Annotated in this window: 12 protein-coding genes; 8 read left to right on the top strand and 4 right to left on the bottom strand. The window is 65.9% G+C overall.

What is annotated here, in order from left to right; all coding sequences use genetic code 11:
• Positions 1-6 precede the first annotated feature (6 nt).
• Genes trxB through aat form a run of 3 tightly spaced genes read left to right on the top strand, consistent with a single transcriptional unit; the run spans position 7 to position 2853 of the window.
• On the top strand, positions 7-969 hold the full coding sequence (gene trxB / locus FA87_RS10495; RefSeq protein WP_036112649.1) for a thioredoxin-disulfide reductase: 963 nt from the start codon (positions 7-9) through the stop codon (positions 967-969).
• A 43-nt stretch (positions 970-1012) separates the two neighbouring features.
• A complete protein-coding gene (locus FA87_RS10500) occupies positions 1013-2146 on the top strand; it encodes a GNAT family N-acetyltransferase (protein WP_043694439.1) in 1134 nt (377 codons plus the stop codon).
• Positions 2143-2853: a leucyl/phenylalanyl-tRNA--protein transferase gene (gene aat / locus FA87_RS10505; protein WP_036112640.1), complete on the top strand. Its 711-nt coding sequence runs from the start codon at positions 2143-2145 to the stop codon at positions 2851-2853. Before FA87_RS10500 ends, aat begins: the two co-directional genes overlap by 4 nt.
• Positions 2854-2902: 49 nt before the next feature.
• On the opposite strand, the gene FA87_RS10510 is transcribed toward aat, so the two are convergent.
• Both FA87_RS10510 and FA87_RS10515 read right to left on the bottom strand, forming a co-directional pair.
• Complete coding sequence (locus tag FA87_RS10510; RefSeq protein WP_051943556.1) at positions 2903-4300, bottom strand: MFS transporter; 1398 nt, start codon at positions 4298-4300, stop codon at positions 2903-2905.
• Between the two features lie 45 nt (positions 4301-4345).
• Positions 4346-5209 carry a pseudouridine synthase gene (locus tag FA87_RS10515; RefSeq protein ID WP_043694441.1) on the bottom strand — a complete coding sequence of 288 codons (864 nt, stop codon included), beginning with the start codon at positions 5207-5209 and terminating at the stop codon, positions 4346-4348.
• An 83-nt stretch (positions 5210-5292) separates the two neighbouring features.
• Between FA87_RS10515 and FA87_RS10520 the strand changes: the two genes are divergently transcribed.
• Positions 5293-6345 carry an HDOD domain-containing protein gene (locus tag FA87_RS10520; RefSeq protein ID WP_052191294.1) on the top strand — a complete coding sequence of 351 codons (1053 nt, stop codon included), beginning with the start codon at positions 5293-5295 and terminating at the stop codon, positions 6343-6345.
• Here the strand turns inward: FA87_RS10520 and FA87_RS10525 are convergent.
• A complete protein-coding gene (locus FA87_RS10525) occupies positions 6342-6869 on the bottom strand; it encodes a hypothetical protein (RefSeq protein WP_139382614.1) in 528 nt (175 codons plus the stop codon). The genes FA87_RS10520 and FA87_RS10525 overlap by 4 nt on opposite strands.
• A 183-nt stretch (positions 6870-7052) precedes the next feature.
• Here FA87_RS10525 and FA87_RS19930 point away from each other — a divergent pair, with 183 nt between their 5' ends.
• The 3 genes from FA87_RS19930 (at position 7053) to FA87_RS10540 (ending at position 11547) form a co-directional block, all read left to right on the top strand.
• Positions 7053-7997 carry a restriction endonuclease gene (locus FA87_RS19930; RefSeq protein ID WP_052191295.1) on the top strand — a complete coding sequence of 315 codons (945 nt, stop codon included), beginning with the start codon at positions 7053-7055 and terminating at the stop codon, positions 7995-7997.
• Positions 7998-8137: 140 nt separating this feature from the next.
• Complete coding sequence (locus FA87_RS10535) at positions 8138-10519, top strand: phosphoketolase family protein (protein WP_052191296.1); 2382 nt, start codon at positions 8138-8140, stop codon at positions 10517-10519.
• On the top strand, positions 10516-11547 hold the full coding sequence (locus FA87_RS10540) for an acetate kinase (protein WP_043694443.1): 1032 nt from the start codon (positions 10516-10518) through the stop codon (positions 11545-11547). The genes FA87_RS10535 and FA87_RS10540 overlap by 4 nt, the downstream gene beginning before the upstream one ends.
• On the opposite strand, the gene FA87_RS10545 is transcribed toward FA87_RS10540, so the two are convergent.
• Positions 11540-13057 (bottom strand): fumarate hydratase, encoded by a 1518-nt coding sequence (locus FA87_RS10545; RefSeq protein ID WP_043694446.1) that lies wholly within the window; start codon positions 13055-13057, stop codon positions 11540-11542. The two genes, FA87_RS10540 and FA87_RS10545, sit on opposite strands and share 8 nt — an antisense overlap.
• Before the next feature lie 117 nt (positions 13058-13174).
• On the opposite strand from FA87_RS10545, the gene FA87_RS10550 reads away from it, so the two are divergent.
• A complete protein-coding gene (locus FA87_RS10550; RefSeq protein ID WP_052191297.1) occupies positions 13175-14140 on the top strand; it encodes a thioredoxin family protein in 966 nt (321 codons plus the stop codon).
• The last annotated feature ends 32 nt before the right edge of the window (positions 14141-14172 follow it).

The following is a 14172-nucleotide window of genomic DNA, read 5'->3' on the forward strand; positions in this document are numbered from 1 at the left end:
TTATACATGAGCACCCCCAAGCACAGCCGTCTGCTGATCCTCGGCTCCGGTCCCGCCGGCTATACCGCCGCCGTCTACGCGGCGCGCGCCAACCTCAAGCCGACGATGATCACCGGCCTGCAGCAGGGCGGTCAGCTGATGACCACCACCGAGGTCGACAACTGGCCCGGTGACGAGAAGGGTGTGCAGGGACCGGAGCTGATGCGCCGCATGGCCGAGCACGCCGAGCGGTTCGAAACCGAGATGGTCTTCGACCACATCCACAGCGTGGATCTGGGCAACCGCCCGTTCCGCCTGAAGGGTGACAGCGGCGAGTACACCGCCGACGCGCTGATCATCACCACCGGTGCCACCGCCAAGTACCTGGGCATCGCCTCGGAAGAGAAGTTCAAGGGCCGCGGGGTCTCCGCCTGCGCCACCTGCGACGGATTCTTCTTCCGCGAGCAGGACGTGGTGGTGGTCGGCGGGGGCAACACCGCGGTCGAAGAAGCCCTGTACCTCGCAAACATCGCCCGCAAGGTGTACCTCGTCCACCGCCGCGACAAGTTCCGTGCGGAAAAGATCATGCAGGACAAGGTCTTCGAGAAGGTCGCGGCCGGCAAGATCGAGCTGCTCTGGAACCACCAGATCGACGAAGTGCTGGGTGACGACTCCGGCGTCAACGGCGTCCGCGTCAAGGACGTCAACACCGGCGCGAAGCGCGACCTCGACGTCCAGGGCTTCTTCGTCGCCATCGGCCACACCCCGGCCACCGGCATCTTCGAAGGTCAGCTCGACATGAAGGACGGCTACATCCAGATCCAGTCGGGCACCCACGGCATGGCCACGGCGACCTCGGTCCCGGGCGTGTTCGCGGCGGGCGACGTGGCCGACCACGTCTACCGCCAGGCGATCACCTCGGCCGGCTTCGGCTGCATGGCCGCACTGGATGCCGAGCGATGGCTCGACCAGCAGCACCTGCTGACGTGATGGCACCGCCCCGCGCCTCCCGACGCGCGGGGCACCGCGCCGCATGAGCGAGATCCGCTTCCTCGACGGACTCGGCGAGATCCCTGCCGCCGACTGGGATGCGCTCGTGCCCGACGGCAACCCTTTCGTGTCGCATGCGTTTCTCAGCGGCATGGAGACCAAGGGCTGCCTGCGTGAGGATTACGGCTGGAAGCCTTACCACCTTGCCATTTTCGACGGCGGCCGGCTGGTCGCCGCCGCCCCGACCTACCTCAAGGGCAACTCGCACGGCGAGTTCGTCTTCGACTGGAGCTGGGCCTCGGCCTGGGAACGCGCCGGTGGGGACTATTACCCCAAGCTGCTGGTCGCCGCGCCCTACTCTCCCGTGCCCGGTCCGCGCCTGCTGGTGCGTGAGGGCCCCGGGGCCGACATCCATCGCAACCGGCTGACCGCCGCGCTGGTGGACGAAGCCGATCGCCTCGGCCTGTCCTCCATCCACGCCAACTTCCTCGCCGAGGCCGATCTTCACGCCTTCGACGACCGCTGGCTGATCCGGGCGGACTATCAGTTTCACTGGCATAACCGCGGTTATGCCGATTTCGACGGCTTCCTCGATGCGCTGGCGCGCAAGAAGCGCAAGAACATACGACAGGAGCGCGCGCATGCGGCGGCTTCCGGCCTGATCCTGGAGATGCGCGGCGGCGACACGCTGTCCGATGCCGAGTGGCGACAGATCCACGCCCTCTACGAGCTCACCTTCGACATGAAGGGCAACCATGCCGCACTCACGGCGCGGTTTTTCCAATACCTGGGACGTACGCTCGGTTCGAATGTGCAGGTCGCGCTTGCACGCGACGACCGTGACATCGTAGCGATGGCGCTCTTCCTCCGCAGCGCCGACGCGTTGTATGGACGTTACTGGGGCGCCAGCGTGGAGTTGTCCGGCCTGCATTTCGAGCTCTGCTACTACCGCGGTATCGACTACGCGATCCGCGAGGGTCTGGCGCGTTTCGAACCCGGCGCGCAGGGCGAACACAAACTGGCGCGTGGCTTCCTGCCGACGCTGACCCACTCGCGGCATTACATTGCGCATGAAGGTTTCCGCCAGGCCGTGGCCGATGCCCTGGTCCACGAAGCGGCTCACCGTGAAGCCTATAAAGACGAACTGATGACTCACTCGCCTTACGCGGACCGATGATCCAGCTGCCACAACTGCATCCCCAGCGCACTGGCCTGTTCCCCGACCCCGAGTCGGCGCTGGCCGAGCCCAACGGCTTGTTGGCGTGGGGTGGCGATCTCTCGGCCGATCGCTTGCTGGCGGCGTATTCGCAGGGCGTCTTCCCCTGGTTCAACGAAGACGAGCCGATCCTCTGGTGGTCGCCCGATCCGCGCTGCGTGTTCCGCACGGACGAAGTCCACATCAGCCGCAGTCTGCGCAAGCAGCTCAACAAGTCGAACTGGCGGATCACTGCGGACACCTCGTTCGCCCGGGTGATGCGTGCGTGCGCGGCACCGCGTAACGGCCAGCCGGGCACGTGGATCGGACCGGACATGATCGCCGCTTACGAAGAGCTGCACCGGCGCGGGCATGCGCACAGCGTCGAAGTGTGGGATCGCGGGTCGCTGGTCGGCGGCATCTACGGCGTGGCTGTGGGCCGCCTGTTCTGCGGCGAATCGATGTTCAGTGCGCGCACGGGCGGATCGAAGGTGGCGCTGGCGGGCTTATGCGGACTGCTGCATGGCTGGGGGTTTCCGTTTCTGGATGCGCAGGTGACCAACGATCATCTGCTGAGCATGGGAGCGGTGGAGATTCCGAGGCGACCGTTCATCGCGCAGGCGAGGCGCCTGGCGGCGATGCCGGGGAAGGTGGGGAGCTGGATCAGCGAGGCGATTGCGCTGCCTTGACGGGTCGCGGGTCGCGCGCGGGGCGCGCTCCTACACGTGAGCGACGGCGTTAGCGGCGGCGGTGTCCGCTCATCTCCGCGCCGGCATTCTTCGGCAGCAGCAGACACACGGGCGCGGCCAGCAGCGAGACGAAGGTCACCACCAGGAACGCCACGCTGAAGTCCGGCAGCTGCGCATGCTCGCGCCCGTGCCAGGTCACCGACACATGCAAGGCCGCGGCGGCCACGCAGATGCCCAGCGACAGCATCAGCTGCTGGAACGTCGTGTAAAAACTGGTCGCGCTGGAAAAACGCTCGCTGGGCACATCCGCATACGCCACCGTGTTGTATGCACTGAACTGCAGCGACTGGAAGAACCCGCTGAACAGCAGCACCACATAGATGATCCACAGCGGCCACTCGGGCCGGAACGCGGCGCACAAGGCCACGCAGACCATCGACAGGACGCCGTTCCAGACGAGCGTCGCGCGGAAACCCCACCAGCGCAGCACCGGCGCCGCGGTCGCCTTCATCAACATCGCGCCCAGTGCGGACACGAAGGTGATCACGCCGCTGTGCGCCGCCGAAAGACCGAAGCCCAGCTGCATCATCAGCGGAAGCAGGAACGGCACCGAACCGGCCGTGATACGCGTCAGCGAGCCTGCGATCACGGACAGGCGGAAGGTGGTGAAACGCATCAGCGACAGGTCGAGGATCGGGTTGGTCGTCCGCTTCGAATGCCATACGTAGATCGCACCGACGATCAGGCCGCCCACCATCAGCCCCGTGGAACCTGCCATCGACGTCGCGCCCCGGCTGGCCATTTCCAGCCCGAACACCAGGCACGACAGCGAGACACCCGACAGTACGAAACCGAGCTTGTCGAAGCGCACCTTGTCCGGAATACGGATGTCGGGAATGAATTTCGTCGCCAGCCACATGCCGGCCAGACCGATCGGCACGTTGATGTAGAAAATCCAGCGCCAGGACACCCAGGTGACGATGAAGCCACCCAGCGGCGGCCCGACCACGGGCCCGATCAGTGCAGGGACCAGCAGCCACGACATCGCGCTGACCAGCTCGGACTTGGGCACCGAGCGGAGCAGCACCAGGCGTCCCACCGGCACCATCATGGCGCCGCCGATACCCTGCAGCAGGCGCGACAGCACCAGCAGCGGCAGGTTGCCGGACAGACCGCAGAGAATGGATCCCACCGTGAACAACGCGATGGCGGCGCGGAAGACGTTGCGCGAACCGTAACGATCGGCGATGGCGCCACTGGCCGGGATGAACACGGCGAGGCTGAGCATGTACGAGGTCAGCGCCACACTCATGTGCAGCGGGGAAACGTCGAAGGACTCCGCCATGGCCGGCAGCGCGGTGGCCAGGATGGTGCCGTCCAACTGTTCCATGAACATCGCGCTGGCGATGATCAGGGCAACGGTGCGGAAGCCAGGAGCGGAAGTCATCCGGAAAGGAGCGGCGAGGAAGCGCACAGTTTGCGCCCGCCCGCCTCAAAGGTCGAGTGAACGCTTGCTTAGAAACGAGCGGTCCTGTCCGGTGACGGGGTCGACGAAGCGCAGTTCACGGGCGAGCAGCCGCAGCGGCTCGCTGAAGTCCGCGGGCTCATCGCGCAGTTCGGGATAGACGTGATCGCCCAGAATCGGCGCACCCAGCGCGGCCATGTGCAGACGTAACTGGTGCTTGCGTCCGGTCACCGGCTGCAGCCGATAACGCCAGCAGTGTTCGCCCCGCTCCAGCACCTCGACGCGGGTGCGCGCATTGGGCTCGCCCTTGGCTTCGCGGACGCGGAAGAAGGGTTCACCGCGCTCGATCCGGCTTTCCCGGACGTGCGGAAAAACGAGGTCCGGCAGAGGGGCGGCCAGCGCCTCATAGACCTTGCCGATCCGGCGTTCGCGGAACAGGCGTGTATAGGCGTCCCGACTCTCCGGCCGGGCCGAGAACACGACCAGCCCGGCGGTGCCCCGGTCCAGCCGATGCAGCGCGACCAGCGCCGGGTTATCCAGCCGGCGCATCAGGCGGACGGAAAGGGTCTCCTCGACGAAACGACCGGCCGGCATCGTGGGCAGGAAGTGGGGCTTGTCGGCCACGACGAGGTCGTCGTCGGCATGGACGATGGTTTCCTCGAAGGGAATGGTCGGCTCCGCCAGCACCTCGCGGCGGTAGGCCAGCCTGGTACCCGGCCGGTAGGGCGCGAGCCGGTCGATCGCCACGCCGTCGATCTCCACCATGCCGCGCTCCATGCGGTCGATCCAGACCGGACGGCCGATCGCCGGGAAGCGGTCGCACAGGAAATCCAGCACGGAAGGCCACGCGCCGGCGGGCAGGACGAGTCGGCTGGGCGGAAGCGGTTCCATCGTAAGATTGTATCCCTCAACTCGTTCGCCTCACGGCCGCCATATACTGTGTCTTCCTCCCTCCCCAGCCTCGAGGCTTCCCCGTGATCGGCCGGTTTTTCAGGAAGTGGTTCGGCGCTCGCGGCGCGACTCCCCCGGCGGCGGCCAGCAACGCATGGCCGCTTGTGTCTGCGCCCGCGCCGGTTGCCGACGAAGGGGTGGAGGCGATCGTCGAGGTGCCCGCCGGCGCGCTGCCGGCCGACGAGGTGGAAGACCGTTTCTACCGGCTGATCCTCTCGGCGGCGCCATCGTTCGAACCCGCCATGACGCCGGCCGAGCAGAGCCTGCTGCGCCGCCTGAAGGACGTCTTCGGCGGCGAACGTTTCGACGTCGGCCTGCTGCCCCGGTTGCCCTCGGTCGTGCCGCAGCTGATGCGCTCACTGCGCAGCGACGACACCGACAGCCGCATGCTGGCCGAACAGGTCTCCCGCGACAGCGTACTGGTCGGCGAAATCATCCGCGTGGCCAACAGCGCTTTCTTCCGTTCGACCAAACCCGTGACGGGCCTGCAGCAGGCGATCACGCTGCTCGGCCAGAACGGCCTGCGCCGGGTGGTCATGCAACTGGTGATGCGGCCGATCCTGCGCACGGGCGAAAACGGCATCCACCATGCCGGCGAACGCCTGTGGGAGCACGCCGAGCGCTGCGCCCGCGCCTGTTCCCATCTGGGCCGTCCGGCCTGCGAGCCGTTCGAGGCCTTTCTGGCCGGACTGGTCAGCCATACGGGCTCCCAGGCCATCCTGGCCGAGCTCGAGAAATACGGCGACGCGGTACCGCAGTACAGCCGCTCGTTCATCGCCGCGCTGGCCGAGCAGATGGAGCGCCTGTCGCTGCATGCGGCGCGGCACTGGGACTTCCCATCCCGCGTGGTGCAGGCCCTGTCCGAGCGCGCCGATCCCGCCGACGCGGGCGCGCGCACGCCGCTGGGCCGCGCCCTGATCGCGGCCAGTCGCGTGGCGATGATCGACGTCCTCATCGACCAGGGCGGCGCCGAGGCCGATGCCGTGCTGCTGGCCGTGCCCGGCCAGAGCTTTACCCAGGCTCAGCTGGTGGAGTGTCAGGAAGCCGTGCGGGCGGCCAATACGGTCGAGGCTTAACGGGTCGTCGCTTTCACGTCCGCCCAGAGCTGATCCGCCAGCTGGGTCGACGCACCGTCGATCAGGCGCGGCACCAGCGTATCCAGGCGCGGCGCGTCCGGCTGCACCGGCAGCGACTGCTGAATGCGATAGGCCTTGGCGGTCACCACGCCGCGATTGACGATCCGGCAGTTCACCGCGAGGGTGAGACTGGCGGCCGGCGGCTCAGCCTCGGCGGCGACCGATGTGGCTGTCTCCAGCCCACGGCAGTTGATGATCAGGTCGGTGATGTACTTCGGCTGCAGTGTCGTACGCAGGCGGGCCTCGACGGCCGTGGCGATGTCCGGGCTGACCTGAACCTTAGGCTTGCCCTCGAGCCCGGAAACGACGACGACGCTTTCACCGCGGTTTTCGACAGTGAGCCACGGCGACGCCGGGCTGGCGGACACCAGGCGACTCATGTCGCTCTCGATCATCGACTTGCCGCCACAACCGGACAGCGCCAGGGCCGCGGCGGCGGCCAATACGTGCTTGATCACAGACAAACCCCGAATTCCCCCGATACAACCTCCCAATTTACCGGGCGAAACCACCGTCGGCAACCCGGACAACGCAGGGCGGAGAGCACGGCGGGCGCCATGCCATGGCGGAAATCCGCCGTTGCGGAAATCCGGCGTCCCGTCCGGGTACAATGCCAGTTTGAACCTTGGCAGGGTTTCTTCCGAACGATGTTTGCGGCACGACAGACGCCAGCCCAAGCCGGTGACGCCCTCGCGCGCCTCGCCTGGCAGGATTTCGAGCATCTGCTGGCCGAGCATTATCGTAGCCAGGGTTACCTCGTTGAACACCATACGCCTGCCACGTCACTCAAGACGCTGACGGCTGGCGTCGATCTCCGGCTGCGCCGCGGAAGCGAAACCGTCATCGTCCAGTGCAAGCACTGGGACACCGAGGAAGTGCAGCTGCAGGATGTGAACGAGCTGCTTGGCAACATGCTCAACGAGGCCGCGAGCAAGGGCGTCTTCGTCACCCGTGGGCGCTACAGCAGCGAGGCCAGGGCACTGATGCGCCGCCAGCCACGCCTGCAGCTGGTCGACGGTGACGTCCTGCGCGTGATGCTGAAGCTGCCCGATCATCTCGACATGTCGCTTCCGGGTGCGGCCTCGGCCCCATCCGCCCGGGGCGGCAAAGGCGCGAAGCACGAGAAAACACGCGGCTCGGCGCCCCGTCGCCGGTCGTCCGGTGACGCCTCGCGTCTCGGCCCGGCCTTGCTCGTGATCGCCATCCTGGCGCTGCTCGGGTTATTCGTCTGGCACAGCATGTCGCGCCGGGAAGAGGTGGCCGCCACGGCACCGACGGACGACGCCACACCCTCCCCGTCCACGGCGCCAGTGTCGGCGCAGACGCCGGCCATCGCACCGGCGGTCGCACCCGCCCCGCCTGTCGACCCGGCGGCGTCCGCCGTCGCGCCGGCGACCGGCACGCCTCCGCTCAGTGGTGCGTCCGGCATCGTCAGCACGCATGGTGCGCTCGATCCGCCGTCCGCCGCGCGCGAAATCGCGGAGCGCGAACGCCTGCGCCAGCAGTCCGAGGACGCACGTAACGCGCGCAGGCACGAAGACGGCATGAAGGTGCTCGAACAGAGCACGCGCGAACTGGGCTCGCACGAGTAACCGAGCCGCCATCTGACCGGTTCGTCATCGCGTCGCGGCGTTCCGCCGCACGATTAAACGAAGTCAGGGCCGTTTCGTTCACGCCGGGACAATCCTCGCGCGCTTAGCCTGTTTGGCGACCCCGTCGCCTGGAAGCACTCATGACGCTCGCGCCCGACCTGCTCCGTCGCATGCATGCCTATTGGCGTGCCGCCAACTACCTTACCGTGGGACAGATCTACCTCCGCGACAATCCGATGCTGCAGGAGCCGCTGCGCAAGGAACATATCAAGCACCGGCTGCTTGGACACTGGGGCACGACTACCGGCCTCAACTTCATCTATACGCATCTCAATCGCGTGATCGTCGAACGCGATCTCAACATGATCTACGTCATCGGTCCCGGCCATGGCGGTCCCGGCCTGGTCGCGCATACGTACCTGGAAGGGTCGTACACCGAGATCTATCCGCACATCGACCGCAGCGAAGCGGGCATGCGCGAACTGTTCCGCCAGTTCTCGTGGCCGTACGGCATTCCGAGCCACGTCGCACCCGAAACGCCGGGTTCGATCCATGAAGGCGGTGAACTCGGCTACTCGCTGTCACACGCGTTCGGCGCGGCGTTCGACAACCCGGACCTCATCGTCGCCTGCGTGGTCGGCGATGGTGAAGCCGAGACCGGCGCACTGGCCACGGGGTGGCATTCGAACAAGTTCCTCAACCCCGCACGCGACGGCGCGGTGCTGCCGATCCTGCACCTCAACGGCTTCAAGATCGCCAATCCCACCGTGCTCGCGCGCATCGAACCGGAGGAACTGCGCGACCTGATGCGCGGCTACGGCTACGAGCCGCACTTCGTCGAAGGCCACGAGTTCGAGCCGATGCATCAGGACTTCGCGGCGGCGCTCGACACCTGCCTCGACGAGATCCGACGCATCCAGGAGGCCGCCCGCAGCGACGATGCCGCCGATGCCGTGCGCCCGCGCTGGCCGATGATCGTGCTGCGCAGCCCCAAGGGCTGGACCGGCCCGAAGGTAGTGGATGGGAAGCCCGTGGAAGGCACGTGGCGCGCTCATCAGGTGCCCATCGCGAAATTCGAGACCGATGAGCATCTGAAGATCCTCGAAGACTGGATGAAGAGCTACGACGCGCACGAACTCTTCGACGAACACGGCCGTTTCCGGGACGAATTCGCTTCGCTGGCACCCACGGGTCAGCGCCGCATGGGCATGAATCCCCATGCCAACGGCGGCCAGTTGCTGAAGCAGCTGCATATGCCGCACTTCCGCAGTTTCGCGGAAGACGTAAAGACACCGGGTGACCACAAGGCCGAAGCCACGCGCGTGCTCGGCAGGTTCCTGCGCGACGTAATGCGGCAGAACATGCAGACCTTCCGCCTGTTCGGGCCCGACGAGACCGCGTCGAACCGGCTCGAAGCCGTCTACGAAGCCAGCGGCAAGACCTGGCTGGCGGAATACGAAGAGGTGGATGAGAACCTCTCCCCCGCCGGCCGCGTCATGGAGGTACTGAGCGAGCACCAGTGCCAGGGCTGGCTCGAAGGCTATCTGCTCACCGGCCGCCATGGTTTCTTTTCGTGCTACGAGGCCTTCATCCACATCATCGATTCGATGTTCAACCAGCATGCGAAGTGGCTGAAGGTCACCCGGAAGATGTCGTGGCGTCCGCCGATCGCGTCGCTCAACTACCTGCTGAGCTCGCACGTCTGGCACCAGGACCATAACGGGTTCTCGCATCAGGATCCCGGCTTTATCGATCACGTGGCGAACAAGAAGTCCGAGATCGTGCGCATCTATCTTCCACCCGATGCCAACTGCCTGCTCTCCGTCGCCGATCACTGCCTGCGCAGCCGCCACTACGTCAATGTGATCATCGCGGGCAAGCAGCCGGACTGGCAGTGGCTGGATATGGAGAGTGCGATCCGTCACTGTGCCGCCGGGGCGGGCGTCTGGGAATGGGCCGGCCGTGGCGGGGAGGAACCCGACGTGGTCATGGCCTGCGCGGGTGACGCGCCGACCGTGGAGATTCTCGCCGCCGTCATGCTGCTGCGCGAGTACGTGCCGGACATACGCATCCGCGTGGTCAACGTGGTCGACCTGATGTCGCTGGAACAGCCGGAAGAACATCCGCACGGCATGGACGACGATGTGTTCGACGATCTGTTCACCAAAGATAAGCCGGTGATCTTCGCCTTCCATGGCTATCCCGGCATCATCCACAAGCTGACGTATCGCCGGCACAACCACGACAACATCCATGTGCGCGGCTACAAGGAAGAAGGCACGACCACCACCGCGCTCGACATGATGGTGCTGAACAACATGGACCGCTTCCAGCTGGCCCTCGATGCGATCAACCGCATTCCGCGCCTGGCCGGTGAGCGCGAGAAGGCGACGCAGCGTTACTGGTCGGATATCCAGCGACACAAGCTGTACGTCAGTGAGCACGGGCAGGACCTGCCGGAGGTGCGCGACTGGCAGTGGAAGGCGGAAGAGGCGGCATCGCACGGGAAGGATCCCTCGTGAGTGCCACCGGCCATGTACTGGCCCTCAACACGGGGTCGTCGTCGCTGAAGTACGGCCTGTACCGCGTCGATGGCGACCGGTGCGAGGCGCTGCTTACCGGGCAGACGGACGGCCCCGCCGATGCCGATCCGCTGGCGGGCATCGTCGATGCGTTATCGAAACAGTCCCTGCCCTCCCCCGATGCGATCGGTCACCGCATCGTGCACGGCGGACCCCGTGTGCGGAAGCATGCGCGTATCGACGAGGCGATGATGACGCACCTCGACGAGGCGCGCGCGTTCGCGCCACTGCATGTGCCGCCCGCGGTAGACATGGTGAAACGGTGCAAAGAACGTTTCCCGGACCTGCCGCAGGTGGCGTGTTTCGACACGGCCTTTCACGCGTCGATGCCGCTTGTCGCGAAGACTCTGCCCTTGCCGGCGGATCTGCGTGAGGGTGGTATCGAGCGGTATGGCTTTCACGGGCTCTCGTACGAGTCGATCGTCCGACAGCTGGGCGATGGCATTCCGTCGCGGGTCGTCATTGCCCATCTGGGCAATGGCGCGAGCCTGTGCGCGGTGCGCGACGGGCGGTCGGTCGATACGACCATGGGGCTCACGCCCACCGGCGGCATCGTGATGGGGACCCGACCGGGCGATCTGGACCCGGGCGTGTTGCTCTACCTGATGCGCGAACGTGGCTACGATGCGGAGCGGCTTGAAAAACTGGTCGATCGGGAGGCCGGCCTGAAGGGGCTTTCCGGCGGTACCAGCGACATGCGGAAGTTGCATGCGATGGATAACGAGGCGTCGAAGCTCGCGCAGGATGTGTTCGTGCATGTAGCGCGGAAGCAGATCGCGGCGATGGTCGCGTCGCTCGGCGGCATCGATCTGCTCGTGTTTACCGGCGGTATCGGCGAGAACGATGCGGTTACCCGCGATGCGATTCTCGCGGGGCTGCAGTGGATCGGCGATGTTCCGTCACGGGTGATGGTGACGGAAGAAGATGAGCAGATCGCCCGCCACACATGGCACCTGACTCCTACATGACGACTACGGGAATCTTGCCGATCCTCGACTTCCATTCCTTCGGGCCGGTCTCATGCACCGACGTGCCGGCGCTGTCGACCGCTACCGTCACCGGCATGTCCTTCACCTCGAACTCGTAGATCGCTTCCATCCCGAGGTCTTCGAACGCCAGCACCCGCGACGCCTTGATCGCCTTGGACACGAGATACGCCGAACCACCCACGGCCATCAGATAAACGGCCTTGTTGTCGCAAATGGCCTCGATAGCGGCCGGACCGCGCTCGCTCTTGCCGACCATGCCGAGCAGACCGGTGGTCTCGAGCATCTGGCGGGTGAACTTGTCCATGCGCGTCGCGGTGGTCGGACCGGCCGGGCCCACCACTTCGTCGCGCACCGGATCGACCGGGCCGACGTAGTAGATGAAGCGGTTGGTGAAGTCGACCGGCAGCGTCTCGCCGCGGTTCAACATGTCGATCATGCGCTTGTGCGCGGCGTCGCGACCGGTGAGCAGCTTGCCGTTGAGCAGGATCGTTTCGCCGGGCTTCCAGTCGAGCACGTCCTCACGGGTGATCGTGTCGAGGTCGACGCGACGGCCCTTGGACGAGTCGTAGGTGAGCTTCGGCCAGTCTTCCAGCGACGGCGGATCGAGCGCCACCGGGCCGGAGCCGTCGAGCACGAAGTGCGCGTGACGCGTGGCGGCGCAGTTGGGAATCAGCGCGACCGGCAGGTTGGCGGCGTGGGTCGGGTAGTCCTTGACCTTGATGTCGAGCACGGTGGTCAGGCCACCGAGGCCCTGCGCGCCGATCCCCAGCGCGTTGACCTTCTCGTACAGCTCGAGGCGCAGTTCTTCGGCGCGGTTGGACGGGCCGCGCGCGATGAGGTCGACGATGTCGATCGGCTCCATCAGCGCTTCCTTCGCCAGCAGCATCGCTTTCTCGGCGGTGCCGCCGATGCCGATACCGAGCATGCCCGGCGGGCACCAACCGGCGCCCATGGTCGGCACGGTCTTCAGCACCCAGTCGACGATGGAATCGGAGGGGTTGAGCATCGCGAACTTGGACTTGGCTTCCGAACCGCCACCCTTGGCGGCGACGATCACGTCGACCTTGTCGCCCGGCACGATCGACACGTTGACCACGGCCGGCGTGTTGTCGCGGGTGTTCATGCGCTTGCCCGCCGGGTCGGCCAGGACCGAGGCGCGCAGCTTGTTGTCCGGATGGTTGTACGCGCGGCGCACACCCTCGTTGACCATGTCCTCGACGCCCATCGTCGCATCGTCCCAGCGCACGTTCATGCCGACCTTGAGAAACACCGTAACGATGCCGGTGTCCTGGCAGATCGGGCGGTGCCCCTCGGCGCACATGCGCGAGTTGATCAGGATCTGGGCGATGGCGTCCCTGGCGGCCGGCGACTCTTCACGCTCGTATGCGGCGGAGAGGTTTTTGATGTAGTCGACCGGGTGATAGTACGAGATGTACTGGAGAGCGTCGGCGACGCTGGTGATGAGGTCGTCCTGCTTGATCGAGGTCATGGCGCTTCGGCTGGCTCGCGGGGGCTGGCAAAGCAGCGATTTTAGCGCACCCGGCCGGTGTAAGGTGCCGGGCGATCGACCGGTCTTCTTCCGGTATCCAGGAACCACGGAGTTTTCATGCATCAGCTACGTCACACCTTTTTCGCCCTGCTCGTCGCGCTGACCGCCTTCGCGGCGGCCACGCCGGCCATGGCCGCCCAGACCGCCCCGGAATTCGCCGGCATCGCCAACTGGCAGAATTCCAGGCCCCTGACCATGAAGAGCCTGCGCGGCAAGGTCGTGCTGATCGACTTCTGGGCGTATTCCTGCATCAACTGCCTGCGCACCCTGCCCCACGTCACACGCTGGTACGACCAGTACAAGGACAAGGGTCTGGTGATCGTCGGCGTTCACTCGCCGGAGTTCGCCTTCGAGAAGCAGGACGGCAACGTCCGCGACGCCATCGCGAAGTACAACATCAAGTACCCGGTGGCCCAGGACAACGATCTGGAGACATGGGACGCCTGGGATAACCAGTACTGGCCGGCCGAGTATCTGGTCGACCAGCGCGGCAACGTCATCGCCCATCATTTCGGCGAGGGCAATTACGCCGAGATGGAAAACGCGATCCGTACCCTGCTCGGCCTGCCGCGTCTCGAGGCCACCACCGAAGCCGACAAGGACGCGCCGGACTTCACCCAGCTGGGCTCGCCGGAAATGTATTTCGGCAGCGACCGTGCGAAGAACAATGCCAGCCCGGGCGGCGACAGCGCCGGTACCCGCGATTTCACGGCGCCGTCGAGGCTGGAGCTCAACCAGTTCGCACTGATCGGCAAGTGGGAGATCGGTCGCCAGAACGCCACGCTGGTGGGCGCCAACGGTGAGATTCGCCTGCACTTCAAGGCGAAGAAGGTGCATATGGTGGCGAGCGCAAACGATGCCGTGACACTGGAGATCGCGGTGGACGGCAAGCCGATGGCGCCGGTGACCGTCCAGAAGAGCAAGCTGTACACCCTGTTCGATGGCGACGGATACAAGGACCACGTGCTGACGATCAAGATTCCGAAGGGCGGGTTCCACGCGTTCACGTTCACCTTCGGCTAGGAGCGGCGCCAGCGCGGGTCTTGCCAAGAGTG

Source organism: Luteibacter sp. 9133 (genome assembly GCF_000800155.1).
Taxonomy (GTDB): Bacteria; Pseudomonadota; Gammaproteobacteria; order Xanthomonadales; family Rhodanobacteraceae; genus Luteibacter; species Luteibacter mycovicinus.